Origin of the sequence: Pantoea sp. MHSD4, assembly GCF_021043305.1 — a bacterium.
GTDB lineage: Bacteria > Pseudomonadota > Gammaproteobacteria > Enterobacterales > Enterobacteriaceae > Pantoea > Pantoea eucalypti.
This window is the reverse complement of the sequence record NZ_JAJNDH010000005.1, coordinates 113,439-136,569: the sequence shown is the minus strand read 5'-3', so window position 1 is coordinate 136,569 and position 23,131 is coordinate 113,439. Positions and strand designations below refer to the sequence as shown.

Sequence of the window (23,131 nt, the reverse complement as noted above, 5' to 3'; positions counted from 1 at the left end):
CAAAACGCCGGGGCGAGGCTCCGTGATCAACCCAATACCGGTGCGGTCGTCGCGTGCCGGTTATTTTTTTGGTACATCGTGTGACAATGAATTTACAACATCACTTTTTGATTGCCATGCCTTCATTGCAGGATCCTTTCTTCAAACGTTCCGTAGTCTATATCTGTGAACATAACGAAGAGGGTGCAATGGGACTGATCATTAATAAACCCATGGAAAACCTGACGGTTGAAGGCATTCTGAAGAAGCTGAAAATCTCTGCTGAAGATCGCGATCCGTCGATCAAGCTGGATAAACCGGTGTTTACCGGCGGGCCGCTGGCAGAAGATCGTGGCTTTATCCTGCACTCAGCCCAACGCACGTTTACCTCCAGCATTCGTGTGTCCGATAACACGATCATCACCACGTCCCGTGACGTGCTGGAGTCCATCGGCACGGCGTCTCAGCCCACCAATGTGCTGGTCGCGCTGGGTTACTGTGCCTGGGAAAAAGATCAGCTGGAGAATGAGCTGATGGAAAATGCCTGGCTGACGACGCCAGCTAACAGCAACATCCTGTTCCAGACGCCGATTTCAGAGCGCTGGCGCGAAGCGGCGCGCAGTATTGGCGTCGATATTCACAACATGGCCAGCGACGCCGGACACGCCTGATGTCAACTCAAACTCTGTTAGGTTTCGATTTCGGCACCAAAAGTATTGGTGTCGCCGTAGGGCAGCAACTCACTGGCAGCGCCCGACCGCTGACCGCCCTGAAAGCGCAGGATGGCATTCCGGACTGGCTGGTGATCGAAAAGCTGCTGAAAGAGTGGCAGCCCGATTTCGTGGTCGTCGGCTTACCGCTCAATATGGATGGCACTGAGCAGCCGTTAACTGACCGCGCGCGTAAATTTGCTAACCGTCTGCACGGTCGCTTTGGCATTCGTGTAGAGCTTCAGGATGAACGACTCAGCACGGTAGAAGCGCGTGCTGGCCTGTTTGAACGTGGTGGTTATCGCGCGCTCAATAAAGGGTCGGTTGATTCACAGTCTGCTGCCATCATTTTGCAGGACTGGTTCGAAAACCATTACTGACCTTCCGGCTTAATCAGCCCGTCAGCCTGACGCGCCAGCCTGCTCTGCTCAAACGTCTGCATACCGGCCTGTGCGCCGGTCTGTAGCATTGCCGGGATCTGGTGCATCTTGCCTTCCCTGATCAGATTCTTGATGCCAGGCGTGGCAATCAGTAGCTCAAACAGTCCAATGCGCGACCCGGCAGCAGACGGCACCAGTTTCTGTGCAATCACCGCTTTCAGGCTGCCTGCCAGTTGAGTGCGCACCAGATGCTTCTCCTCCGCCGGGAAGACATCCACCAGCCGATCTACCGCCTGTGCTGCGCCACGTGTGTGCAGCGTTGCCAGCACCAGATGGCCGGTCTCTGCCGCCGTTAGCGCCTGTCTGATGGTGTCGCTGTCGCGCAGTTCGCCCAGCAGAATGACGTCAGGATCTTCACGCAGTGCCGCCTTTATCCCCTGGGCGAACGAACTGCAGTGCAGGCCGATTTCGCGCTGCTGAATCAGCGACTGCTGGCTGTGGTGAATAAATTCAATCGGGTCTTCCAGCGTAATGATATGGCGCGCCTGCTGTCCGTTCAGCGCATCGACCAGCGCCGCCAGCGTGGTAGATTTACCGCTGCCCGTGGCACCGGTCACCAGAATCAGCCCATCCTGCTGCGTCAGTAACGTCGGCACAATAGCAGGCAGTTGCAGGCTCTCCAGCGTCGGGCACACAGAGGCAATAATGCGCAGCGCCAGTGACAGGCCGTTACGCTGCTTAAACAGGTTTGCGCGCAGACGCTGGCCGCAGGCCAGGCTCAGGGCGAAATCGAGCTGCCCTGTGCTCGCCAGTTCCTGACACTGCGGGTCACTGAGCCAGCGGGCCATAAACTGCGCCATCCAGTCAGCAGAGAGCACGGCCTGCTGTGGAATCGCCTCCAGCCGTCCCTGCCGTCGCCAGTAGGGCAAATGTCCGCTGCAAAGGTGCAGATCGACGGCATTATGCTTTACACTAAGCTCCACCATTTCATCCAGATTCATAATTTCTCCTGACTATGACCTCAATCCAGCAGAACCTACAGCAAGTGCGGCAGCGAATCGCCGCCGCTGCCGCGCAGTGCGGCCGCGCACCAGAAGAAATTACCCTGCTTGCAGTCAGTAAAACCAAACCTGCGAGCGCGGTCGAAGAAGCCTTTGCCGCAGGCCAGATTGGCTTTGGTGAAAATTACGTTCAGGAAGGGGTTGAAAAGGTCCAGGCACTGGCCGCACATCCTGAGCTGGAGTGGCACTTCATCGGCCCGCTGCAGTCCAACAAAAGCCGTCTGGTGGCAGAAAATTTCGCCTGGTGTCACACCATTGACCGCCAGCGTATTGCGCAGCGGCTCAGCGATCAGCGGCCCGCCTCGCTGCCACCGCTGAATGTGTTAATTCAGGTAAATATCAGTGACGAGAACAGCAAATCTGGCATCATGCTGGAGGCCGTTTCCGGGCTGGCGGAGCAGATTGCTGCGCTGCCGCAACTGCGGCTGCGGGGATTGATGGCGATTCCGGCTGCGGAGAGCGATTATCAGCGTCAGCTGGCAGTGTGTCAGCAGATGGCGGAAGCCTTCCGGCAGTTGCAACAGCAGTATACGGATATTGATACGCTTTCACTGGGAATGAGCGATGACATGGAGGCGGCAATCGCCGCAGGCAGTACGATGGTGCGTATCGGCACCGCCATTTTTGGCGCACGAGATTATGCGCACAACTCACAACAATAATAGAGGAACTTCATGTTAACACTGACGTTTTTAGTAAAAACGCTGATCGATCTCTACGTCATGGTGCTGCTGTTACGCATCTGGATGCAGTGGTCCCGCTGCGATTTTTACAATCCAGTGGCACAGTTTGTCGTTAAAGTGACACAGCCGGTTGTTAAGCCACTGCGCCGCATACTGCCGGCTCTGGGGCCGATTGATACTGCTTCACTGCTGCTGGCCTTTGTGCTGACCACGCTGAAATACCCGATTTTATTGCTAATCCAGGTGGGTGTGTTTTCGGTCGATCCGACTAATCTGCTGGTCGGTCTGCTGTCGCTGGTCAAATCCGCCGGCTATCTGGTCTTCTGGGTCATCATCGTACGCTCTCTGATGAGCTGGATTAGCCAGGGTCGGGGTCCTGTCGATTATCTGCTGGTGCAGTTAACCGAGCCGATGATGGCACCGATTCGCCGTATTCTGCCTGCGATGGGCGGCATCGATTTCTCAGCGATGATCGTCATCCTGGTGCTGTATGCCCTGAACTTTCTCGGCATGGACCTGTTCCCGGGTCTCTGGTATCTGCTGTAAATGAATCAAACTGGAACTGTTATGCAAAAAGTTGTCCTCGCAACCGGCAATCCCGGCAAAGTGCGTGAGCTGGCGGAGTTACTCTCCGCCTTTGGTCTGGATATCGTCGCGCAGACTGACCTTGGGGTTGAATCGGCGGATGAGACCGGCCTGACCTTTATTGAGAACGCGATTCTCAAGGCGCGTCACGCGGCACAGATCACCGGATTACCGGCCATTGCCGATGACTCCGGCCTGGCCGTGGATGCGCTGGGCGGCGCGCCTGGCATCTACTCTGCGCGCTACGCCGGTGAAGAGGCCAGCGATCAAGAGAACCTGGAGAAGCTGCTGCAGGTGCTGGAAAATGTGCCTGACGGTCAGCGCCAGGCGCAGTTTCACTGCGTGCTGGTCTATCTGCGTCATGCGGAAGACCCGACCCCGCTGGTGTTCCACGGCAGCTGGCAGGGTGAGATTACCCGCTCCGCCTCTGGCACCGGTGGCTTTGGTTACGACCCGATTTTCTTTGTCCCGGCGCTGGGTAAAACAGCGGCCGAGCTGAGTAAAGCGGAAAAAGGTGCAGCTTCTCACCGGGGTAAAGCATTGACGCTGTTGCTGGAAGCCATGCGTAATGCCTAATCTGCCGCCGTTAAGTCTCTATATCCACATTCCGTGGTGCGTACAGAAATGTCCCTACTGTGATTTTAACTCCCATGCGCTAAAAGATGAGGTGCCGCACGTTGAATACGTAGAGCACCTGCTGCGCGATCTGGAGATCGACCTGCCGCTGATCGGTGACCGTGAAGTGCGCACGATCTTCATCGGTGGCGGCACGCCCAGCCTGCTGAGCAGCAGCGCGATGCAGATGCTGATGGATGGTGTGCGGGCGCGTCTGACGCTCTCCCCTGATGCCGAGGTGACCATGGAAGCCAATCCGGGCACCGTGGAAGCGGACCGGTTCAGTGCCTATCAGCGCGCCGGTATTAACCGTATTTCGATTGGCGTGCAAAGTTTCAGCCCGCAAAAGCTGCAGCGTCTTGGCCGCATTCATGGCCCGGAAGAGGCCGTCCGCGCCGCTGAACTGGCGGAGTCTCTGTCGCTGCGCAGCTTTAACCTCGACCTGATGCATGGCCTGCCCGATCAGTCGCTGGAAGAGGCGCTTGATGATTTACGTCAGGCGATTGCGCTGAATCCGCCGCATCTCTCCTGGTATCAGCTCACTATCGAACCCAACACCCTGTTTGGCTCACGCCCGCCGGTGCTGCCGGATGATGATGCGCTGTGGGATATTTTCGAACAGGGCGATCAGTTGCTGCAGGCGGCCGGTTATCAGCAGTATGAGACCTCCGCCTACGCGAAGCCGGGTTATCGCTGTGAACACAACCTCAACTACTGGCGCTTCGGCGACTATCTGGGAATTGGATGTGGCGCGCACGGCAAGCTGACGCAGCCAGATGGCCGCATTGTTCGCACGGTGAAAACCCGTCATCCGCGTGGGTTTATGCAGGGCAACTATCGCGAAAAGCAGTACGACGTTGCCGATAGCGACAAGCCGTTTGAATATTTTATGAACCGCTTTCGCCTGCTGGAGGCCGCGCCGCGTGACGAATTCTGCCGCTACACCGGCTTGTCAGAGCAGGTGATTCGTCCACAGATGGATGCCGCGATTGCCGCCGGTTACGTGAATGAAACCCCGCAGCAGTGGCAGATTACGGAAAAAGGAAAGTTGTTCCTGAACTCGCTGCTGGAGCTGTTTTTAGCGGAAGAATAGGCGAGGAAGGGTTAAAAAAAACGCCTCAGCCCGGCAGGCTGAGGCGTTTTTTATTTTTTCAGTGCGCCCGTAAGCTGTTTACGCTGATCTTCCAGCGAAATAACGCGATTACACACCTCGTGGCCGAAGTTCTGGAAATCCTGCTCCTGTTTGCTCCACTCAGCCTGAATCGACTGCTGCAAACCGCCAAGATTCCCCATAATCGCCTGCAGCGGATTACTTCCGCCGCTGCCCTGCTTACTGCCCATCTCATTCAGGCTATCCTGCATCACGCCGCCCAGCGTCGACTGCACCAGCCTTTCACCTTCGGCGCGCACCTGATCAATCGCCTGATGGTGGAACGTCAGCCCGTCTTCACGGTGTTCAATAATGCGATTCATCTGCTGTTTCAGCTGGCCATTCAGTGTGGTCAGGCGATTGCGCACGTTGCTGTCGGTGCCCAGTTTCTCAACGATGACCCGATCCAGTGCCGCCCGCCCTTTCTCCAGACGTGACGTCGCCCCGCTGTCGATCCACGGCAGATCGCGACGCAGCGCGTTCTGATAGTCGATCGCTTTCTGGCGCTCAGCATTATCCAGCGTGACCTTCTGTCCATTGAACTGCACGTCGCCCTGCGGCGAGATTTCCATATTGCCGTTGGCACCGACCACCTGCACACTCTGTGGTCTGATGACCACATCGTCCTGAGGCTTAACGCTGCATTCATAGGCTGCCTGAGCCTGAGTTGCTGCTACCAGCAGCACAGCAAGAAGCGTTTTACGCATCATATCTACTCCCTAAGATCGGGTCTGAAACCCTTTGATCGGGCCTCAGCCCGACACGGTGTGACGACTTAGTCCCACCAGACGTCAAAGAGTTCAGTCATCTGCACGTCCTGCAGCTTGCGGTCTTCAAGCCATTTGCGAACCAGCGCACGATGTTCATCAGTACATTTGCCGGTTTTCTGCAGGCAAACCAGACCTTCCCACACCAGGTAACCGCTGCCATCGAAAGCCAGACCGTTAGGATCGATCGCTTCGTTGATGAACTGGTTCAGCGTCTCATCAATTTCGCTTTCGCTGGTGCTTTCCGGGAAACGCCAGGCAACCGAGAAACCCAGTTCCTGAAACTCATCGATGTGCAGTTTTTTACGTAAACGGCGGCTGCGTTGTGTGGCCATTATTTCACCCTCTCAAACATTAAATCCCATACGCCGTGGCCTAAACGCTGCCCGCGCTGCTCAAACTTGGTCAGTGGACGCGTCTCAGGACGCGGCACGTAATTGTGTTGTTCTGACTGGTTGCGGTAGCCAGAAATGCTGTTCATCACTTCCAGCATATGTTCCGCGTAGGCTTCCCAGTCGGTCGCCATGTGGAAAACGCCGCCCAGCTTCAGTTTACGCATCACCAGCTCGGCGAAAGGCACCTGAACGATACGGCGTTTATTGTGGCGCGCTTTATGCCATGGATCGGGGAAGAAAAGCTGAACCATACGCAGTGAGTTATCCGGAATCATCTTCTCCAGCACTTCCACCGCGTCATGACACATTACCCGCAGGTTCTGCACATCGGCTTCTTTCGCGGAAGCCAGACAGGCACCTACGCCTGGCGCATGCACTTCAATACCCAGGAAGTTCTGATGCGGCGTGTTCTGCGCCATAGTGACCAGCGAGGCACCCATGCCAAAGCCAATCTCCAGCGTCACCGGGGCTTCGCGGCCAAACAACGCGGGCAGATCGACAGGCTCCGGCTGATATTCCACCCCCATGATCGGCCACAGGGTGTCCAGCGCCTGCTGCTGGCCTTTTGTTAAGCGACCCTGGCGGCGCACAAAGCTACGGATCCGGCGCAATGGCCGCCCGTTCTCATCAAATTCTGGGGTGATGACGTCATTAATCATGTAAAAGCCTGCTGGTTAGCCTGTTCCGGGAAACGGGCATTATGCAAAGTTCATAAGCAGAAGCAAGCCTTTGCAATCTTCCGGTTTACACCCAGGTGCGCATGTGCTGGAATTCCTGCCTGAGTGTAGAGTAAACACGGAAAATTTCCTTCTTATGATGCAAGCGCCGCAGTTCGCGCAACAGGTGCTGGACTGGTATCAGCGCTTTGGTCGCAAAACCCTGCCGTGGCAGCTGGAGAAAACGCCTTATAAGGTGTGGCTCTCTGAAGTGATGCTACAGCAAACCCAGGTTGCCACGGTAATCCCCTATTTTGAACGCTTTATGGCGCGCTTCCCCACGGTTACCGATCTGGCTGCGGCACCGCTCGATGAGGTGCTGCATCTCTGGACCGGACTGGGCTACTACGCCCGTGCGCGTAATCTGCATAAAGCCGCAAAGCAGATTGTCGAGGTGCATCAGGGCGAGTTCCCGCGTAATTTTGATGATGTCTCTGCCCTGCCCGGCGTTGGCCGCTCCACGGCCGGCGCGATTCTGTCGCTGTCACTGGGCCAGCACTTCCCGATTCTGGATGGCAACGTCAAGCGTGTGCTGGCTCGCTGCTATGCCATTGGCGGCTGGCCGGGTAAAAAAGAGGTCGAAAAACGTCTCTGGCAGATCAGTGAAGAGGTCACCCCTGCCGAGGGCGTCAGCCAGTTTAATCAGGCAATGATGGATCTGGGTGCTCTCGTCTGTACCCGATCGAAGCCGAAGTGTGAAATCTGTCCGCTGAACAGCGGCTGTGAAGCTTACGCCAGCAGCAGTTGGGCGAGCTATCCCGGCAAGAAACCTAAGCAGGTGCTGCCGGAACGCAGCGGCTGGTTCCTGATGATGCAGGATGGCGATGATGTCTGGCTGGAGCAGCGTCCGCCTGTGGGCCTGTGGGGCGGTCTGTTCTGCTTCCCGCAGTTCACCACCGAAACGGCGCTCACCGACTGGCTGACGGCGCGTGGCATCCATGCAAAACCGCAGCAGCTAACCGCGTTTCGTCACACCTTCAGCCATTTCCATCTTGATATCGTGCCAATGTGGCTGTCATGGCCTTCTGCCGGGGCGGCGATGGATGAAGCAGGCGGTCTCTGGTATAACTTAGCGCTGCCACCATCTGTGGGATTAGCTGCACCCGTTGAGCGCCTGTTACACGAGCTGCGCCATCCCCGACAACTGGCTTTGGACAGTTGTGAGATTAATGAGGAAGAGTAATGAGCCGCACCATTTTTTGTACTTTTTTACAGCGCGACGCGGAAGGTCAGGATTTTCAGCTCTATCCGGGCGACCTGGGTAAGCGCATTTACAACGACATCTCCAAAGAAGCCTGGCAGAAGTGGATGGCGAAACAGACCATGTTGATCAACGAGAAAAAGCTCAACATGATGAATCCCGAAGATCGTAAAGTGCTGGAGAAGGAGATGATCAATTTCCTGTTCGAAGGTAAAGACGTTCATATCGAAGGCTATACACCGCCAGAAGCGTAAACATTCCGGGCCTCATCACTGAGGCCGGTTATCCAGGTCAGGCTTGCATTCCCAATGAATAAAAAATTAATCGCCCTGCTGGTGATAGCACCACTTCTGGTTTCCTGCTCCGGGTCAAAGAAGCAGCAGACCCACGAGGAGTGGGTAAAAGACACCAACGCCTTTGATATTCTGATGGGGCAGTTTGCTCATAATATTGAGAATATCTGGGGTATCAATGAGGTCCTGATCGCCGGACCAAAAGATTACGTCAAATACAGCGACAACTATTACACCCGCAGCCACATCAACTTTGAAAGCGGTAAGCTGACCATCGAGACGATTTCTGGCACCGATCCGATGGCCAGTCTGCGTCAGGCTATCGTGACCACGCTGTTGATTGGTGAAGATCCGGGCAATGTCGATCTCTATTCTGATGCCAACGACATCGAAATCAGTAAAGAGCCACTGCTCTATGGTCAGGTGCTGGATAACACTGGTCAGCCGATTCGCTGGCAGGGCCGCGCGGAAGCTTTTGCTGACTATCTGATCCAGAATAAGTTGATGCGTCGCACTTCGGGTCTGCATGTGATTTACAGCATTTCGATTCCGATGGTGCCGAACCACCTGGACAAACGTGCGCACAAATACCTGCCGATGGTGCGTAAAGCTTCCGAACAGTATGGTGTCGATGCCTCATTGATCCTGGCGATTATGCAGACCGAGTCGAGCTTTAACCCCTACGCCGTAAGCCACTCTGATGCGCTGGGTCTGATGCAGGTGGTGCAGCACACCGCCGGTGTTGACGTCTTCCGCATGAAGGGTAAATGGGGCAAGCCGAGTCGCAGTTATCTGCTGGATCCAGAGAACAATATTGATGCCGGTACGGCTTATCTGTCGCTGTTGCAGCGCAGCTATCTGGGCGGCATTCAGGATCCGGTATCACGCCGCTATGCGGTGATCACCGCCTATAACGGTGGTGCAGGCAGCGTGTTGCGCGTCTTCTCCAGCGATAAAGATCGGGCGTTCTCGATGATCAACGGTATGTCATCCAGCAAGGTTTACTCGACCCTGGCGAACCAGCACCCGTCGGCGGAGTCGCGTCGTTATCTGTATAAGGTGAGTACTGCGCAGAAGAGTTATCGGGGATTCTGATCGGCCCGCTGAAGCGGGGTTGTTGTTCGCTGCGCGAACGGGGCTTGAGTACGGAGCTGAAGCTGGTGTTTGTTCGCTGCGCGAACGGGCGCTGAGAAGGTTTCGTTCGCCTGGCAGCGAGCTGGCACTGAGCGGGTTCCGACCGCCTGGCCGATGGTTCGCTGCGCGAACAGGCGCTGAGAAGGTTTCGTTCGCCTGGCATGCTGGGCAGTTTCAGTCACGCCTCTGCAGGCGACCAACAAGGGGGCGCCAGTCGCCGCGCCCCCTTGACCCCGGGCTCCGGCCTGCTTCACCGCCGCTTCGCGGTCCCTTCGCTTCTTCAGGATTTCTCACGGACCGTCGGGACGCGCCATCCCTGGCGCGAACCCGCCTCTTCGCGACATCCCTGTCGCTCGTCCTGAAATCCCTCATCCGCTCAGCGGTTCTGACGGCCTCCCTTTCCCCGCTTTTATCTCTTCTTTAAATGTTGATTCATTGTCGCTGAAAGTTTTCAAAATTAGCTTTGCTTTCGGTCCACCAGACAGCGCCGCACCACAGAAAGCAAAAAGAAATCGCAGGCAGGGGTTTTACCAGAGGCGTCCGAAGCGCTGAGGAACAACCGGAGGCCAGGATGAGCCGACAGGACGTCGGCGAAAGGACGTCGGCGAAAGGACGGAACGAGCCAGGGATGGCGAGTCCGGACGGTCCTCGGGCCGCAGGGCGTGACGAAGGCACCCCGCAAAGCGGGGCGCGCAGGCAGCCGGACGCCGGGATTGTTAAGGGGCGGGCGTACGCCCCTTAACACGTCCGCCAGCTCAGGCGAACTGAAACTCCCCCACGCCTGGCGGGCGGAACCCGCTCAGCGTCAGTATGCTGGCTAGCGAGCGAAAACCTCTCAGCGCCCGTTCGCGCAGCGAACAACTTCAGCTTTAGCGCTGCACCACACGAACCATAGGCCCGGCGGGCCGCTACCCGCCTCTGCCCCCGCTCAGATCAGCGCTCCACTATCATATTCGCCACCAGATACTTCTGTCCCTGGTCATCCTCTTCGGTGTAAACGCCCTGCAGCTCCGGCGAGAAACCGGGCAGTAGATTAAGCCCCTCTTCCAGCGCCAGGAAGTAACGCTGCACCGCACCACCCCAGACTTCCCCTGGCACAACGCACAGCACGCCAGGAGGATAAGGCAGCGCGCCTTCAGCAGCGACACGCCCGGCTGCATCGGCAATGGGGACCAGCTCCACTTCGCCACGAATATAAGCCTGATGCGCATCCTGCGGATTGACCCTCACTGGCGGGAACTCCGCAGCGCGGAACATCAGACGCTGCAGATCCTTAACATTGTGACTGACGTAGAGATCGTGCATCTCCTGACAGAGGCGACGCAGAGTATAGCCGGCATAGCGTTGCGCGTTTTTGCGATAAATCGTCGGCAGCACTTCGGCCAGCGGCGCATCCTCTTTAACGTGCTGCTCAAACTGCGCCAGCATCGCCACCAGATTCGCCATCTTCTCTGGGCTTTCAGCCGGGGTCAGCAGGAACAGGATCGAGTTGAGATCGCACTTCTCCGGCACAATGCCGTTCTCACGCAGGTAGTTCGCCAGAATGGTCGCGGGGATCCCAAAATCACTGTATTCGCCACTGGCAGCATCGATGCCCGGCGTGGTTAGCAATAGCTTGCAGGGATCGACCCGATATTGATCGCGGGCGTAACCTGCAAAGCCGTGCCACTTCGACTGCGGTTCAAAGCTGAAATAGCGCAGATCGCGGGCGATCGTTTCAGTGGGCGCATCCTGCCAGCGCTGACCATCTACCGTCTCCGGCACAAACGGCAGGATCATTTCACAGCGGTCCAGGATCGCTTTACGTGCATCAATGCCCACCATGACGCACTCATCCCACATGCGACGCCCCGCTTCGCCCTGATGCATTCTGGCGTTGATATCCAGCGCGGCAAACAGCGGATAGAACGGGCTGGTTGATGCATGCAGCATAAAAGCGTTATTCAGTCGCTTGTGCGGACAGAAACGCCGCTGTCCGCGAATGTGATTATCTTTTTTGTGAATCTGCGAGGTTTGAGAAAAACCTGCCAGCTGCTTATGCACAGACTGCGTAACAAAGATGCCGGGATCGTTCTCATTCAGCTCCAGGGTCAGCGGCGAACAGCCCTCCATCAGAGGAATGAACTGCTCATAGCCGAGCCATGCGGAATCAAACAGGATGTAATCACACAGATGACCGATGCGATCCACCACCTGACGTGCGTTGTAAACCGTACCGTCGTAGGTGCCCAGCTGGATGATCGCCAGGCGGAAAGGCCGCGCCTCTTCCGCCCGCTGCGGATCCACTGCCGCGATCTGCCCGCGCAGATAAGCCTCATCGAAACAGTGCGCGTCAATGCCGCCGATAAAACCGAAGGGGTTACGTGCCGCTTCAAGATAAACCGGAGTCGCACCCGCCTGAATCAATGCGCCATGATGATTAGACTTGTGATTGTTGCGGTCAAACAGCACCAGATCGCCGCGGGTCAGCAGCGCATTGGTCACTACTTTATTGGCGCTGGAGGTGCCGTTAAGCACAAAGTAAGTTTTGTCGGCGTTAAACACCTTTGCTGCATACTTCTGCGCATCTTTGGCCGAGCCTTCGTGGATCAGCAGATCGCCCAGTTTGACGTCGGCGTTGCACATATCAGAACGGAAAACATTCTCGCCGTAAAAGTCATAAAACTGTTTTCCCGCCGGATGCTTTTTAAAGAACGCGCCGCCCTGATGGCCGGGACAGGCAAAGGTGCTGTTCTGCATGTCGACATAGCGGGTCAGCGTCTCGAAAAAGGGTGGCAATAGCTCAGCTTCATACGCCTGCGCAGCCGCTTCCAGCGCTATCCACTCCTGCGGCTCGCCATTCAGTTCACCGCTGACGCCGGGCAGGTGCATCACCTCTTCTTCAAACGCATTTGCGACAAACACCGGCAGATTAAAGCCGGTATGCCGCAGCAGCGCCAGCACACCGCTGCGGGTATCTGCCAGCGAAACGACAACCGCTGCCACATCAGTAAAGTCAGTGTTATCCAGCGTCACTACGTCACGCGCGGTGTTCAGGGTCAGACTGGGCGCGACAGCGGCGCTGGCAGCAATTTTCAGTGGAGTCATAACAGAATCCCTAACGTCAGGGAGGAAGTGCCTGAGGCACAATCATGGGGACAGCGCCCCGGCGAATTATTAACAGAAAGGCATTACGCAGCCCATGGAGAAAAGCCCCACAACCGCGGCCTGGCTGGCCTCACCGCATGAGAAATAACGAAGCGTTCGGCAATGTGGAAAACACGATGTGCGCCGGAAAAAGCGAACGGTAATCCGGGCGAGTGCGCGGTGAACCGGACATGGCGACGTCCTCTGTGATGAAGAAGCAGGGTCAAAAAGTGGCGGTCATAATGTCATCTTTTTGATACGTGGACAACCCGACCCGGACAATTATTCAGTCACCCTGCAAAAATGTAACAACATGATTTTTATAGCCTATTTATCATAAAAAATTCATAATTCGACTAATTATCTGAATTATATGCAAATTTATGCATCAGCCTCTACACTCCTGTCAGCACGCTTTTCCGCGCCAGCCACCCGCTTCACCTGGGGAGGCGGCCATTGCCCTACCGCATTACTGCTGTCAGGCGTAAACTGATCCCTCTTTCCCACTCTGCCGGAGGCTGCATGTTCAAGGCACTGGTCATTGAAAATGACGAACAAGGTTACCGTTCCCTGCTGAAAGATCTCCCCGAATCTCAACTGCCCGACCACGATGTCACACTCGACGTCAGCTACTCATCCCTGAACTACAAAGATGCCCTGGCTATCTGCAACAAAGGCCCGATAGTGCGCCAGTTCCCGATGGTGCCAGGTATCGACTTTGTGGGGCGTGTGACCGCCAGCCGCCATCCCGACTGGAAAGAGGATGATGTGGCGCTGCTGACGGGCTGGGGCGTGGGCGAAAAACAGTGGGGTGGCCTGGCGCAGAAAGCCAGCGTCAGCGGCGACTGGCTGGTCCGTGTGCCCGCAGCGCTGAGTCCGCTGCAAACCATGGCCATCGGTACAGCGGGGCTGACCGCGATGCTCTGTGTGATGGCGCTCGAAAAACAGGGCATCACACCGGAACGCGGACCGGTGCTGGTGACCGGGGCCAGTGGCGGCGTCGGCAGCTACAGCGTCAGCCTGCTGGCGCGTCTGGGCTATGAAGTAGTTGCGTCGAGCGGACGCACCAGCGACCCTGCATATCTGATCGAGACGCTGGGCGCGGCATCGGTCATTGACCGTGAAGCGCTTTCCCAGCCTGGCAAACCGCTGGCAAAAGAGCGCTGGGCCGCCGCGATAGACAGCGTCGGCAGTCATACTCTGGCCAATGTGCTGGCCGCTACGCAGCGTGACGGCGCGGTTGCCGCCTGCGGCATGGCACAGGGACTCGATCTGCCAGCCAGCGTTGCCCCCTTTATTTTGCGTGGCGTTACGCTGGCCGGGGTCGATAGCGTGATGTGTCCGAAGCCACTTCGTGAGCAGGCGTGGCAGCGACTCGGCGAGCTGATGGATAGTGAACGGCTCAACAAGCTGAGCCGGGTCATTCCGCTGAGTGAAGCCAGAGAAGGTGCGCATGCATTGCTGGATGGCAAAGTACAGGGCCGCCTTATTGTCGACTGCCGCTAACGCTTTTAAAGGCGCGTGAATCGCGCCTTTATCGATCGGCTCGCTGCAGCCGTTTGATCAGCCCTTCCAGCGCGAACTGCGTGCCCTGCTCCATCACCGATTTTGGATCGCCGCTGAACTGATGGCACTCCGCCTCGACCCTGCCGTCGGGCAACACCCAGCCAAACCAGATAGTGCCTGCCGGTGTGCCATCCTCGCCGCCGTCCGGTCCGGCATAGCCGGTGATTGAAAGTCCTACCGGTTCACCAGAGCGGGCGCAGGCTCCCTGCACCATCTCCCTCGCTGTTTTCTCGCTCACCGCCGTGTGCTGTTTCAGCGTGTCTGGATGTACCCCCAGCAGACGCGTTTTGGCATTTTCACTGTAGGTTACGAAGCCGCTGGTATAGAAGTCACCGCTGTTTTCCACGGCGGCCAGCGTCATGCTGATCAGTCCGGCGGTACAGGATTCGGCGGTCGCCAGATGAAGTCCGGAGGAGAGTAAAATATTACCCAGTTGCTCAGCGGTTTGATCTAATGATTTTGCCATTATGGTCTCCTTAAGGCTGCCCGGAACTCCAGGTATAGCGCAAAATCAGCGATTCAAAGCGCGCAACACAATGTTTTTAAAGCGAAACGGTCTAGATACGCAGCTGGATATGCGGCTGTCCACTTTCGGCATGTGCCACTACCTGAAGATCGGCCTGGTACCAGCGCGTCAGCGTCGCTTCCGTCATTACCGCCTGCGGCGAACCTTGTGCCACCAGTTGGCCTGCGTGCAGCAGCAGTATGCGATCGGCCCACAATGAAGCCTGATTAAGGTCATGTAACACGGTACAGACGGTGAGATCTCCGGCGCGCGTCAGCTGGCGTAGTAAACGCAAGGTTTGCTGCTGCCAGAAGAGATCCAGCGCAGAGGTCGGCTCATCCAGAAACAGCCAGCCGCGTGGTCTTCCCTCCAGCCAGAGCTGTGCCAGCACCCGCGCCAGCTGCACTCGTTGTTGTTCACCGCCGGAGAGCTGGCGGTAATCGCGCTGCGCCAGCCCTTCACAACCGGTCAGCCGCATGACCTCAGCCACAATTTGCGTCGTCTGCGCTTCCGGCCAGGGCGCACGGCCCATCGCCACGACCGACTGCGCTGACTGTGCAAAGGTCAGGTTGTTCTGCTGGCGCATCACTGCCCGACGTCGTGCCAGCTGCTCACGCGGCCATGTCGTCAGCCGTCGGTCGCCCAGCCAGCACTCGCCCCGATCGGGCGACAGAAATCCCGTCAGCATCCGCAGTAGCGTCGATTTACCTGCGCCGTTGGGACCAATCAGCGCCACCAGCTCTCCACCTGACAGCGTGACGTCGAGATTATCGATAACGGTTTTGTCGCCGTGCGCGAGACACAATCCCCTGGCCTGTAAAATTTCCATCACTCCAGCCCTCGCTGTTGACGCAGAATCAGCCAGAGAAACCACGGACCGCCAATCAGGCTGGTCAGTAGCCCGACTGGCATCTCGGCCGGAACCACCAGAGTGCGCGCCAGCGTATCGGCCAGCAGCAGCAGAATAGCCCCCGCCAGTGCTGAGCCGGGCAGCAGCCAGCGATGATCGCCGCCAAGGCAAAAACGCATCACGTGTGGCACCACCAGTCCGACGAAGCCGATCACGCCGCTGACCGAGACCGCTGTACCGACAAGCAGCGCGCTGAGGATCAGCAGCTGATGCTGAGTACGCTTCACATCAATCCCCATGTAGTGCGCATCCTCTTCGCCCGCCTGCAGCAGGTTAAGGTGGCGGGCGCGAGTCTGTAGCAGCAGCAAGGCTGGCAGAATCAGCAGCAGGCAAATCAGCAGTGCGGGCCACTGTGTCTGGCTAAGGCTTCCCATGCCCCACAGCGACAGCTGGCGCAGCTGCTGATCGTTGCTCAGCCATGACAGCACGCCTACCGCCGCACCGCACAACGCATTAATCGCAATACCGACCAGCAACAACCGCGAAAGATTGCCGCGCGCCAGCCGACTGAAACTGAAGAGCAGCAGTGTCACCAGCAGACTGCCGATAAACGCAGCGATCATCGGTAGCCACAATGCCAGTGGTGCCGGCAACGCCAACGGAATAATGATTGCCAGTGCCACCGCCAGTCCCGCCCCGCTGCTGATCCCCAGCAGACCGGGATCGGCCAGTGGGTTACGAAAAACACCCTGCATCACCGCGCCAGAGACTGCCAGCGCCATGCCCATCACCACCGCCAGTAGCACGCGCGGCAGGCGGATATCCAGCCAGATCTGCCAGATAAGATCGCTAAGCGGTGCCTGCCATAGCGCCCGCACTGAAAGCGACATCGCCCCCAGATTTGCCGCCAGCACCATCGCCGCCAGCAGGAAGATCAGCATCAGCAACAGGCCACGCAGCGCATTATCCTTAATCATGGTTCAGCGATTCCGCCGCCTGACGCAATTTCACGATTGCCCGCGGTGTATCAAGGCCAAACCCCAGCAGTGCCATGGTGTCGATCACCAGCAGACGGTGCTGCTGCCCGGCAGGTGTCAGCGTCAGACCCGGTAACTGCCACAGCTGCGCTTCGCCGCCCAGCGTTTTCAAGCCATCCTCGCCGATTACCACCAGATCCGGCGCGGCGGCGATCACCCCTTCCTGCGACAGTGCCTGATAGTGCGGCACCGAGCCCATAGCATTCTCCAGCCCGGCGCTGCGAATGGCGCCATCGGCCGCAGTCTGATTTCCAGCCGCCATCGATTTCATGCCGCTGTTCGCCATGATGTAGAGCACTTTTACCGGCAGCGGTTGCTGCGGCAACTGGCGAATCTGCTGCGTCATTTGCCGTGCCAGAGCCTGAGCTTCGCTTTCACGCTGCAGCGCCTGACCCACAGTGATAATTTTCTGCGGGATCGCCTGCAGGCTGCTGTCGCCGCTGACCGTGACCACCCTGACGCCCGCGCGGGCAATCTGTTGCAGTACCAGCGACGGCTGCGCCTGCTCGCTGGCGATCACCAGCGTTGGTTTCAGTGCCAGAATGCCTTCGGCGTTGAGCTGGCGCATATAACCCACGTCCGGCAGTCGGGTGGCCTGCGCCGGGCGCAGACTGGTGCTGTCGCGCGCCACTAGCTGTGACTGGGCATCCAGCGCATAGATAATCTGGGTGACGTCTCCGCCAATCGACACCACCCGGTCCGCCGCCAGTGATGGCAGCGTCATGAGCAGCCATAACAACATCACTCTTTTCATGCCGCCGCTCCCGGCGTGTGGAGTGCGCCAATCTGCTCGCGCCAGCTTGACTGCTCTGGCGTACCCTCCGTGCGCTGACCGTAGAGCTGGGCGATCTGTGTGCCGTCGGCGGCGAACAGTTCCAGGCTGGTAACAAAGCCATCGCCCGTTGGCTTGCGTGTTACCCAGCTTTCGCTGATCTGATCAGCCATCAGATGCAGTGTGAACTGCGGATTGAAGATGTTGAGCCAGTTTTCCACTGGCTGCAGCTTCTCTACCCTGCCGGTGAAAATCTGAGTACAGCCACGGTTGCCGACAAAAATCATAATTTCATTGCCCGCCTGCTGTGCCATCTGTAGCAGGCGCTCAAGCGCATCGTTACCGGTCTGCCTGGCGAGATCGTCACCCACCGCGCGAAATGCCTGCGGTCGTGACACCTGATGGCGCTTAAGCAACGCGAAAAATTGATGAACATCGGTCATGGCGCGCCATTCACGGTCGATGGCGGTGGCATCAACCGCCTCAGTCAGGGGAGCTGCAGCAGCCGGCTCGACCACAAGCGGCGTCGCCGCGGCGTCGGTAAAGTCGGCAATCAGCGTCTGCCACGCTGCCATGTTGGTCTGCTCCGTGACGTAAACTTTCAGCACCGCATCGCCATGACGATCAAAGATCTGAATACTGTGACGAACGCCCTGCCCGGTTGGCTCCTGCAGAGCAAAGGCGCTGCACCACTGACCGACGAACAGGCGCAGATCGAGTGCACGGGGATTAAGCACCAGGCCACCATGTGCGCCAATCTGCACATTGTGGTATTCACCCAGATGTTCATGTACCGCATAAGCGTTACGCGTAATGTTTTTGGTTTCGCCGACTGCGCCAAGTGCCTTCAGCAACGCCGGAAAATCGCGTTTCAGCGCCACGGCATCAACGCCGATGCGCGCTTCACACAATTCCGCTTCGCTGATGCCGATCAGCGCAGCCAGGTCGCGGGCATATTTCTTCGGTTGTTCACCTTTAAGGGCAAGATAGTGCTGATAAATCGGGTTCATGACTCAGGCTCTCTTAGTAATGCCCTGCATCAGCGCAGGGCGACGGCTATCAAAAATCGACGTTAACACCTAACTGGAAAGTACGGCCCGGCATCACGGCCAGTGCCTGATCGTTGCGCTCCTGCTGAGTGGCGCTGGTCAGTTCACGACTGCTGAGGTAATCCCAGTATTTGCGATCGGTTATGTTGTAAAGCCCGCCACTCAGCCTGACGTTATGTGCGACGCGCCAGTAAGCGGTCATATCCACCATGCCATAACCTGGTACCCGCATGTAATCGGTGCTGGAGTCGGCCAGGCTGCTGCCGTTGTTAGCGAAGCTTTCGCGGTTAGTCGCGCTGGCTTGCTTACCTTTGACAAAGGTAGCGGTAACGGCGGCCCCGTAGCCACGCGCCTCATCATCCCAGGCGAGTCCGACAATCGCTTTCATCGGAGCAACACTCTCCAGATCGATGTAGCGGTCACCAAGGTAGCGTGACTTTGCCGCGCCCTGCGTGTAACCCAACGCCAGATTGGCGCTCAGACCCTCGACCTCATTGAACCAGCTACCGAAGTTCACTTTACTGCTGATTTCAGCCCCGTAGATGTAGGCTTTATCGCGGTTCTCCGCCTGATAGGTGGTGTAAATGTTGGCGGGCACATTAACGAACTGACCCGGATTAGCCGCCCGGCTGTAACGTGTAAAGGCAATAAAGTTTTTATAGTCGTTATAAAAAGCGGCAGCGTTAAGCGTGACGCCTTTTGCCACCTCTCCTTTTACACCCCACTCGTAGTTGTTGCTGGTTTCGGTTTTCAGGTCTGCATTACCAATCAGCGCATACTGTGCGGTGCCGGCATAGCTGGAGCCAAGGTTCCATGAGCCATAGAGCTGGGTATCGTTGGGGAACTGCGCGCCACGGGTATATTGCAGATAAGTCATCAGCTTCGGTGTCAGATCGAACTGGAAGGCGATCGACGGCAATATCTGGGTGTCGCTGTTTGGCGATCCGTAGAGCGCTGAAACTTCGCTGGCGTCAAGCACGCTACTGTTCGTGGTCAGCGTCGCCACATCACGTGGTCGGGTGTTCTGATAGGCCACGCGCGCGCCCGGCACGATAGCCGCCCGATGTCCGTCAGCATCGAAGCTGATAGTATCCTGCAGATAACCGCCCACGCTGTAGCTGCGGCTGTTAGCCTGCGGCTGCATAATCGCAGTAAAAGCACTGGCTGGCGGTGACTGACGGAAAGGTCGCTCAGTATCCATCAGACGCGCATTCAGCCCGGCACTCAGTTCATGTCGCCCGACGCTTTTAAGCGCTCGGGTGTCAAAACCGTAGCTGTCGCTGTTGTAATCGGAATAGACGGTTTGCCTGGCGGTGGCACTCGACGGCATTAGGGTGTTGTCATGCGCCTGGGTCTGCTGCCAGTAAACGCGGGTCGTCAGGCTGTCGATCAGGTCATTGTAAGGGGTGTACTCATCCGCCAGGCTGATGCCCCAGCGGCGGGTATCACTCTGCTGCTGTGCCGTTCCCCAGACGGTATTGCCGGAAGTGCTCCAGCTGTCGTAATGGCTGTGGTGAGTTTTGTGATAGTAATCGACCGTCGCGCTGAGCTTGTGAGCATCATTGGGCTGCCAGATGCCGGAAGTCATAAAGGCATCGGAGTGCCAGTTGGCCGGATAAGCATCGAGCGTATCGCTGTTGTTACGGGTCTGCTGTCCGTCACGACGGCTGTAAACAAAAATGCCACTCAGCGTGTCATCGCCTGCTGCTGCAGTCATGCCGTTGTGCCAGCTGCGGCTGGCGGAGTCGTAGTCACTTTGATAGCCGAAAAAGGTCGGCTTGCCGGAGTACAGATAGTCGTCCGGGGATTTGTTACGGAACGAGACGTTGCCGCCAATTGAGGTGTTCGACTGATCCACTGCTGTGGCGCCCTTCTCAATCTCAATACGCCCAAACATATAAGGATCGATGTAATCGCGGCCAATGCCAAAGCTGTCGAGACCAGCGCGTCCTACATAGCTGCGGCCAGTGGCCTGCGGCAACGGAATGCCGTCCACATCCAGACCGACGCGGTTGCTCTCGAGGCCTCGAATGTTGTAGCCGGTATAACCAGCCCGATCAAAACCGCTCTTACCGGCTGATGAACCGCCACTAGTACCGGTGGCACTGATCAGCGGTTCATAGCGCATAATCGATCCAAAGTCAGTGGCACCACGCTGTTGCAGATCGCTGGCAGAGAGCGAGGTTTTACTGCCTGCCGTTTTCTTAATTTCCGGCGCCGTCACCGTCATTACCTGTTCGGTATTGCTGTCAGAGCGGTCAGAAAGGGCTAGCGTGGCAGATTCACTGCCCGCAGCATAAGTGCAGGTGGTATTGATGAAGGTGGCGAGCAACGCCAGTTGAGTCAGACGCGGTTGCGTCAATCTCCGAAAACGTGGTGACATAGGCGCGAATTACCTGATTAATTGTTAGTATTCGCTCACTTGTTTGCTGGCAACAGTAAAACGGCTCCGCATAAAAGCCGTGAAAAGTCAGAACATCATGCTGGTGTAGTAATTATCGACTGAAATTTAATGCAACTGATAATCATTATCAATCTTATTTACATTTGGATATAAACCACAGCGCACAAATTGTTCACCCGAATGCATTGGCATTTATCAACACGTAAAGGAATAGAGTTATGGCACAAAAACCTGTGGTTGTTATTCACTACTGTATGCAATGCAACTGGCTGATGCGGTCAGCGTGGATGGCACAGGAACTTCTGCATACTTTCGCTGAGGATCTGGCGGAAGTAACCCTGAAACCAGGTACCGGTGGTATCTTTGAAATTACGCTGGATGAGCACCTGCTGTGGGAACGCAAGCGTGATGGTGGCTTCCCGGATGCGACCACGCTAAAACAGCGCGTACGCGACATCTGTTTCCCGGATCGTACCCTGGGCCACATCGACAAAAACAAAGCCGAAATCAGCTGATTAACTGTGAGTGATTTTTTCAGCCGCGTCGTGCAGCGCCTTAATCAGCGTCTGCAGCGCGGTTTCTGAGATATCTTCCTGCGCCAGCCGCTGGTTCAGCGCGACCTTCAGCCCATAAATCGCCTGCTCTACAGCAGGAATGCTGCGGTTATTGACCAGAATCGCCAGCGTAGAGAGCCGCGTGATCAGGCTGGAGATCGTTTCCAGGTTCTCTGCCAGTTGCGCCTCTCCCGTTGCGGTCAGACGATAGGCTTTGCGCGCTGTCTGCGCATCCACCACCTCAATCGCCTCCATCTCTTCAAGCAGCGTCAGATTGGGGTAAATGATCCCCGGACTAGGCGAATACTCTCCCTTCGACAGCACCTCAACCGACTTGATCAGTTCATAGCCGTGCGCCGCATTCTGCGCCAGGAAATGGAGCATCAGCAGGCGGATCTCACTTGCTTCCAGCATCTTTTCGCGTCGTTTGCGTCGTCCGCCGCAGCCGCCTGCGCGCGTACTCTGATCGTCAGATGAGGTGGAATTCGGATGCTGTTTCATGGCCTGCCCTGCGGGAAAAAGTCGGATTGATGGTAGTCCGCCGTCTGGCAAAACTCAATTGGCAGAGCCGCTTACTTCTGGTGCCAGTAGGCCACCGCCCGCACAAAATCACTGCTGAGGCCGCGCTGCACCGTGAAGTAGTCAGCCAGCGCTTTCACAAACTCACCTTCGCCAGTCAGCCAGATAAAGTAATCTTCCGCCGGAAGTGTGAGCTGATCCAGCCGGGCAATCAGCTGGCTGAGCTGTGCTTTCTGCATCTGACCGCTGCCCAACCAGTTTGTCGTTACGCCAGTCGTATCCGATAAATAGCCGTGGCCCGTCGCGTCATCGGTAAAGGCATAGAGATGCAAAGACTGGGCACTTGCGTCACGCTGACGACGCGCAAACGCTGGCAGCCCGGTTTCATCACAGACGTAAAGCTGAAATGCATAATCGGTCGGCACCACCAGCGAACCGCGTGGCCCACCGATAATTAATTTATCGCCCACCTGTGCCTGCGTTGCCCAGTCACTCGCCACGCCCTGCTGGTGAATATAGAAATCCAGGGTCAGAGAAGAGGCACCATCGAATTCAAGCGGCGTGTAGTCGCGCGCCTGCGGACGCAAACCTTCGGGCCAGACAATGCCCGCGTCGGTCATCTGCGGCAGAGCCAGTGTTTCACCTTCAGCGGAAGGGAAAAATACCTTGATGTGGTCATCAAAGCCTGGCGATGTAAAGCCCGCCAGATCGCTGCCGCTGAACCGTATGCGCCAGAATTTACCGGCAATGTTAGTTTTACTGGCGACCTGAATATGACGGAAACGCAGTTCATTACGGACGCGCTGGGGTAAACGCTGATTAGCTGATGCAGTCAAAATATCTCTCCTCAAGCTATGCCCGTGATTCAGGGGCATGCGCACTGTCATGAAAATTTCATGGAATAACAATCATTCTCATCTCAAGCCGGGAGATTAGCTATGATATATCTTAAGCACAAGAACGAAAAATGCGATCGGACTTGTTAAGATATATTTTACAGAGATGCAGGTGTGCGTATCGCAGGCGTGAAGCGACCCTGACAAGCGTTCAGAGAGAGGTATTTGCGGGTTTTTAAGGCAG

24 protein-coding genes are annotated in these 23,131 nt (G+C 56.9%); 11 read left to right on the top strand and 13 right to left on the bottom strand.

From position 1 onward, the window contains the following. Window positions 1-86: 86 nt before the first annotated feature. Window positions 87-650, top strand: coding sequence for a YqgE/AlgH family protein (locus tag LQK91_RS16100; RefSeq protein WP_039660716.1), 564 nt, complete (start codon window positions 87-89; stop codon window positions 648-650). Beyond that, entirely contained in the window at window positions 650-1,069 is a 420-nt protein-coding gene (gene ruvX, locus LQK91_RS16095) for a Holliday junction resolvase RuvX (RefSeq protein WP_003853387.1), read from the top strand. Before LQK91_RS16100 ends, ruvX begins: the two co-directional genes overlap by 1 nt. On the opposite strand, the gene LQK91_RS16090 is transcribed toward ruvX, so the two are convergent. Next, a complete protein-coding gene (locus tag LQK91_RS16090; RefSeq protein WP_105099889.1) occupies window positions 1,063-2,070 on the bottom strand; it encodes a type IV pilus twitching motility protein PilT in 1,008 nt (335 codons plus the stop codon). The two genes, ruvX and LQK91_RS16090, sit on opposite strands and share 7 nt — an antisense overlap. A 14-nt stretch (window positions 2,071-2,084) precedes the next feature. On the opposite strand from LQK91_RS16090, the gene LQK91_RS16085 reads away from it, so the two are divergent. Genes LQK91_RS16085 through hemW form a run of 4 tightly spaced genes read left to right on the top strand, consistent with a single transcriptional unit; the run spans window position 2,085 to window position 5,106 of the window. Next, the gene (locus tag LQK91_RS16085) at window positions 2,085-2,792 is read left to right on the top strand and encodes a YggS family pyridoxal phosphate-dependent enzyme (protein ID WP_039660712.1); all 708 of its coding nucleotides are present in this window, start codon (window positions 2,085-2,087) and stop codon (window positions 2,790-2,792) included. Between the two features lie 12 nt (window positions 2,793-2,804). Next, window positions 2,805-3,359 carry a YggT family protein gene (locus tag LQK91_RS16080; protein ID WP_003853395.1) on the top strand — a complete coding sequence of 185 codons (555 nt, stop codon included), beginning with the start codon at window positions 2,805-2,807 and terminating at the stop codon, window positions 3,357-3,359. A gap of 21 nt (window positions 3,360-3,380) precedes the next feature. Then, the gene (locus LQK91_RS16075; protein ID WP_105099890.1) at window positions 3,381-3,974 is read left to right on the top strand and encodes an XTP/dITP diphosphatase; all 594 of its coding nucleotides are present in this window, start codon (window positions 3,381-3,383) and stop codon (window positions 3,972-3,974) included. Beyond that, the gene (gene hemW, locus LQK91_RS16070) at window positions 3,967-5,106 is read left to right on the top strand and encodes a radical SAM family heme chaperone HemW (RefSeq protein ID WP_105099891.1); all 1,140 of its coding nucleotides are present in this window, start codon (window positions 3,967-3,969) and stop codon (window positions 5,104-5,106) included. Before LQK91_RS16075 ends, hemW begins: the two co-directional genes overlap by 8 nt. Before the next feature lie 50 nt (window positions 5,107-5,156). Here the strand turns inward: hemW and LQK91_RS16065 are convergent, their stop codons facing one another. From LQK91_RS16065 to trmB, 3 genes are all read right to left on the bottom strand, one after another. Beyond that, complete coding sequence (locus tag LQK91_RS16065; protein WP_003853402.1) at window positions 5,157-5,873, bottom strand: DUF2884 domain-containing protein; 717 nt, start codon at window positions 5,871-5,873, stop codon at window positions 5,157-5,159. Between the two features lie 65 nt (window positions 5,874-5,938). After that, entirely contained in the window at window positions 5,939-6,265 is a 327-nt protein-coding gene (locus LQK91_RS16060; RefSeq protein WP_105099892.1) for a YggL family protein, read from the bottom strand. After that, on the bottom strand, window positions 6,265-6,984 hold the full coding sequence (gene trmB / locus LQK91_RS16055; protein WP_003853405.1) for a tRNA (guanosine(46)-N7)-methyltransferase TrmB: 720 nt from the start codon (window positions 6,982-6,984) through the stop codon (window positions 6,265-6,267). Before trmB ends, LQK91_RS16060 begins: the two co-directional genes overlap by 1 nt. Window positions 6,985-7,138: 154 nt before the next feature. Here trmB and mutY point away from each other — a divergent pair, with 154 nt between their 5' ends. From mutY to mltC, 3 genes are read left to right on the top strand one after another with little or no spacing between them, the layout of a single operon-like run. Next, on the top strand, window positions 7,139-8,224 hold the full coding sequence (gene mutY, locus LQK91_RS16050; protein ID WP_003853407.1) for an A/G-specific adenine glycosylase: 1,086 nt from the start codon (window positions 7,139-7,141) through the stop codon (window positions 8,222-8,224). Then, window positions 8,224-8,496, top strand: a complete 273-nt coding sequence (locus tag LQK91_RS16045) for an oxidative damage protection protein (RefSeq protein WP_003853409.1) — start codon at window positions 8,224-8,226, stop codon at window positions 8,494-8,496. The genes mutY and LQK91_RS16045 overlap by 1 nt, the downstream gene beginning before the upstream one ends. Before the next feature lie 54 nt (window positions 8,497-8,550). After that, window positions 8,551-9,630, top strand: coding sequence for a membrane-bound lytic murein transglycosylase MltC (mltC, locus tag LQK91_RS16040; protein WP_003853410.1), 1,080 nt, complete (start codon window positions 8,551-8,553; stop codon window positions 9,628-9,630). Window positions 9,631-10,602: 972 nt separating this feature from the next. Here mltC and LQK91_RS16035 read toward each other — a convergent pair. Then, window positions 10,603-12,756, bottom strand: coding sequence for an ornithine decarboxylase (locus tag LQK91_RS16035; RefSeq protein ID WP_105099893.1), 2,154 nt, complete (start codon window positions 12,754-12,756; stop codon window positions 10,603-10,605). 561 nt (window positions 12,757-13,317) lie between these two features. Between LQK91_RS16035 and LQK91_RS16030 the strand changes: the two genes are divergently transcribed. Next, entirely contained in the window at window positions 13,318-14,301 is a 984-nt protein-coding gene (locus LQK91_RS16030) for an MDR family oxidoreductase (protein WP_078804944.1), read from the top strand. Between the two features lie 28 nt (window positions 14,302-14,329). Here LQK91_RS16030 and LQK91_RS16025 read toward each other — a convergent pair whose 3' ends face one another. The 6 genes from LQK91_RS16025 to LQK91_RS16000 form a co-directional block, all read right to left on the bottom strand. Further along, on the bottom strand, window positions 14,330-14,827 hold the full coding sequence (locus tag LQK91_RS16025; RefSeq protein ID WP_078804945.1) for a CinA family protein: 498 nt from the start codon (window positions 14,825-14,827) through the stop codon (window positions 14,330-14,332). A 91-nt stretch (window positions 14,828-14,918) separates the two neighbouring features. Beyond that, window positions 14,919-15,695: a heme ABC transporter ATP-binding protein gene (locus LQK91_RS16020; protein ID WP_082040832.1), complete on the bottom strand. Its 777-nt coding sequence runs from the start codon at window positions 15,693-15,695 to the stop codon at window positions 14,919-14,921. Next, a complete protein-coding gene (locus LQK91_RS16015) occupies window positions 15,695-16,693 on the bottom strand; it encodes a FecCD family ABC transporter permease (protein ID WP_039659324.1) in 999 nt (332 codons plus the stop codon). The genes LQK91_RS16020 and LQK91_RS16015 overlap by 1 nt, the downstream gene beginning before the upstream one ends. Beyond that, complete coding sequence (locus LQK91_RS16010) at window positions 16,686-17,507, bottom strand: heme/hemin ABC transporter substrate-binding protein (protein ID WP_039659326.1); 822 nt, start codon at window positions 17,505-17,507, stop codon at window positions 16,686-16,688. Before LQK91_RS16010 ends, LQK91_RS16015 begins: the two co-directional genes overlap by 8 nt. After that, entirely contained in the window at window positions 17,504-18,535 is a 1,032-nt protein-coding gene (locus LQK91_RS16005) for a hemin-degrading factor (RefSeq protein WP_004571228.1), read from the bottom strand. The genes LQK91_RS16010 and LQK91_RS16005 overlap by 4 nt, the downstream gene beginning before the upstream one ends. Window positions 18,536-18,584: 49 nt before the next feature. Further along, window positions 18,585-20,957 carry a TonB-dependent receptor domain-containing protein gene (locus tag LQK91_RS16000; RefSeq protein WP_039659327.1) on the bottom strand — a complete coding sequence of 791 codons (2,373 nt, stop codon included), beginning with the start codon at window positions 20,955-20,957 and terminating at the stop codon, window positions 18,585-18,587. 239 nt (window positions 20,958-21,196) lie between these two features. Between LQK91_RS16000 and LQK91_RS15995 the strand changes: the two genes are divergently transcribed. Next, the gene (locus LQK91_RS15995; RefSeq protein ID WP_004571230.1) at window positions 21,197-21,493 is read left to right on the top strand and encodes a SelT/SelW/SelH family protein; all 297 of its coding nucleotides are present in this window, start codon (window positions 21,197-21,199) and stop codon (window positions 21,491-21,493) included. On the opposite strand, the gene LQK91_RS15990 is transcribed toward LQK91_RS15995, so the two are convergent. Continuing rightward, the gene (locus LQK91_RS15990; RefSeq protein ID WP_105099894.1) at window positions 21,494-22,033 is read right to left on the bottom strand and encodes a PadR family transcriptional regulator; all 540 of its coding nucleotides are present in this window, start codon (window positions 22,031-22,033) and stop codon (window positions 21,494-21,496) included. It abuts the gene before it with no gap. Window positions 22,034-22,104: 71 nt separating this feature from the next. Next, the gene (locus tag LQK91_RS15985; RefSeq protein WP_004571232.1) at window positions 22,105-22,887 is read right to left on the bottom strand and encodes a siderophore-interacting protein; all 783 of its coding nucleotides are present in this window, start codon (window positions 22,885-22,887) and stop codon (window positions 22,105-22,107) included. Window positions 22,888-23,131 lie beyond the last annotated feature (244 nt).

Coding starts and splice junctions, on each gene's coding strand:
- LQK91_RS16080 (WP_003853395.1), top strand. CDS start 2,805: ATGTTAACACTGACGTTTTTAGTAAAAACGCTGATCGATCTCTACGTC.
- LQK91_RS15995 (WP_004571230.1), top strand. CDS start 21,197: ATGGCACAAAAACCTGTGGTTGTTATTCACTACTGTATGCAATGCAAC.
- LQK91_RS16010 (WP_039659326.1), bottom strand. CDS start 17,507: ATGAAAAGAGTGATGTTGTTATGGCTGCTCATGACGCTGCCATCACTG.
- LQK91_RS16065 (WP_003853402.1), bottom strand. CDS start 5,873: ATGATGCGTAAAACGCTTCTTGCTGTGCTGCTGGTAGCAGCAACTCAG.
- LQK91_RS16100 (WP_039660716.1), top strand. CDS start 87: ATGAATTTACAACATCACTTTTTGATTGCCATGCCTTCATTGCAGGAT.
- ruvX (WP_003853387.1), top strand. CDS start 650: ATGTCAACTCAAACTCTGTTAGGTTTCGATTTCGGCACCAAAAGTATT.
- LQK91_RS16045 (WP_003853409.1), top strand. CDS start 8,224: ATGAGCCGCACCATTTTTTGTACTTTTTTACAGCGCGACGCGGAAGGT.
- LQK91_RS16060 (WP_105099892.1), bottom strand. CDS start 6,265: ATGGCCACACAACGCAGCCGCCGTTTACGTAAAAAACTGCACATCGAT.
- LQK91_RS16085 (WP_039660712.1), top strand. CDS start 2,085: ATGACCTCAATCCAGCAGAACCTACAGCAAGTGCGGCAGCGAATCGCC.
- LQK91_RS16005 (WP_004571228.1), bottom strand. CDS start 18,535: ATGAACCCGATTTATCAGCACTATCTTGCCCTTAAAGGTGAACAACCG.
- LQK91_RS16035 (WP_105099893.1), bottom strand. CDS start 12,756: ATGACTCCACTGAAAATTGCTGCCAGCGCCGCTGTCGCGCCCAGTCTG.
- hemW (WP_105099891.1), top strand. CDS start 3,967: ATGCCTAATCTGCCGCCGTTAAGTCTCTATATCCACATTCCGTGGTGC.
- LQK91_RS16020 (WP_082040832.1), bottom strand. CDS start 15,695: ATGGAAATTTTACAGGCCAGGGGATTGTGTCTCGCGCACGGCGACAAA.
- LQK91_RS15990 (WP_105099894.1), bottom strand. CDS start 22,033: ATGAAACAGCATCCGAATTCCACCTCATCTGACGATCAGAGTACGCGC.
- trmB (WP_003853405.1), bottom strand. CDS start 6,984: ATGATTAATGACGTCATCACCCCAGAATTTGATGAGAACGGGCGGCCA.
- LQK91_RS16090 (WP_105099889.1), bottom strand. CDS start 2,070: ATGAATCTGGATGAAATGGTGGAGCTTAGTGTAAAGCATAATGCCGTC.
- mutY (WP_003853407.1), top strand. CDS start 7,139: ATGATGCAAGCGCCGCAGTTCGCGCAACAGGTGCTGGACTGGTATCAG.
- mltC (WP_003853410.1), top strand. CDS start 8,551: ATGAATAAAAAATTAATCGCCCTGCTGGTGATAGCACCACTTCTGGTT.
- LQK91_RS16015 (WP_039659324.1), bottom strand. CDS start 16,693: ATGATTAAGGATAATGCGCTGCGTGGCCTGTTGCTGATGCTGATCTTC.
- LQK91_RS16075 (WP_105099890.1), top strand. CDS start 3,381: ATGCAAAAAGTTGTCCTCGCAACCGGCAATCCCGGCAAAGTGCGTGAG.
- LQK91_RS16030 (WP_078804944.1), top strand. CDS start 13,318: ATGTTCAAGGCACTGGTCATTGAAAATGACGAACAAGGTTACCGTTCC.
- LQK91_RS16025 (WP_078804945.1), bottom strand. CDS start 14,827: ATGGCAAAATCATTAGATCAAACCGCTGAGCAACTGGGTAATATTTTA.
- LQK91_RS16000 (WP_039659327.1), bottom strand. CDS start 20,957: ATGTCACCACGTTTTCGGAGATTGACGCAACCGCGTCTGACTCAACTG.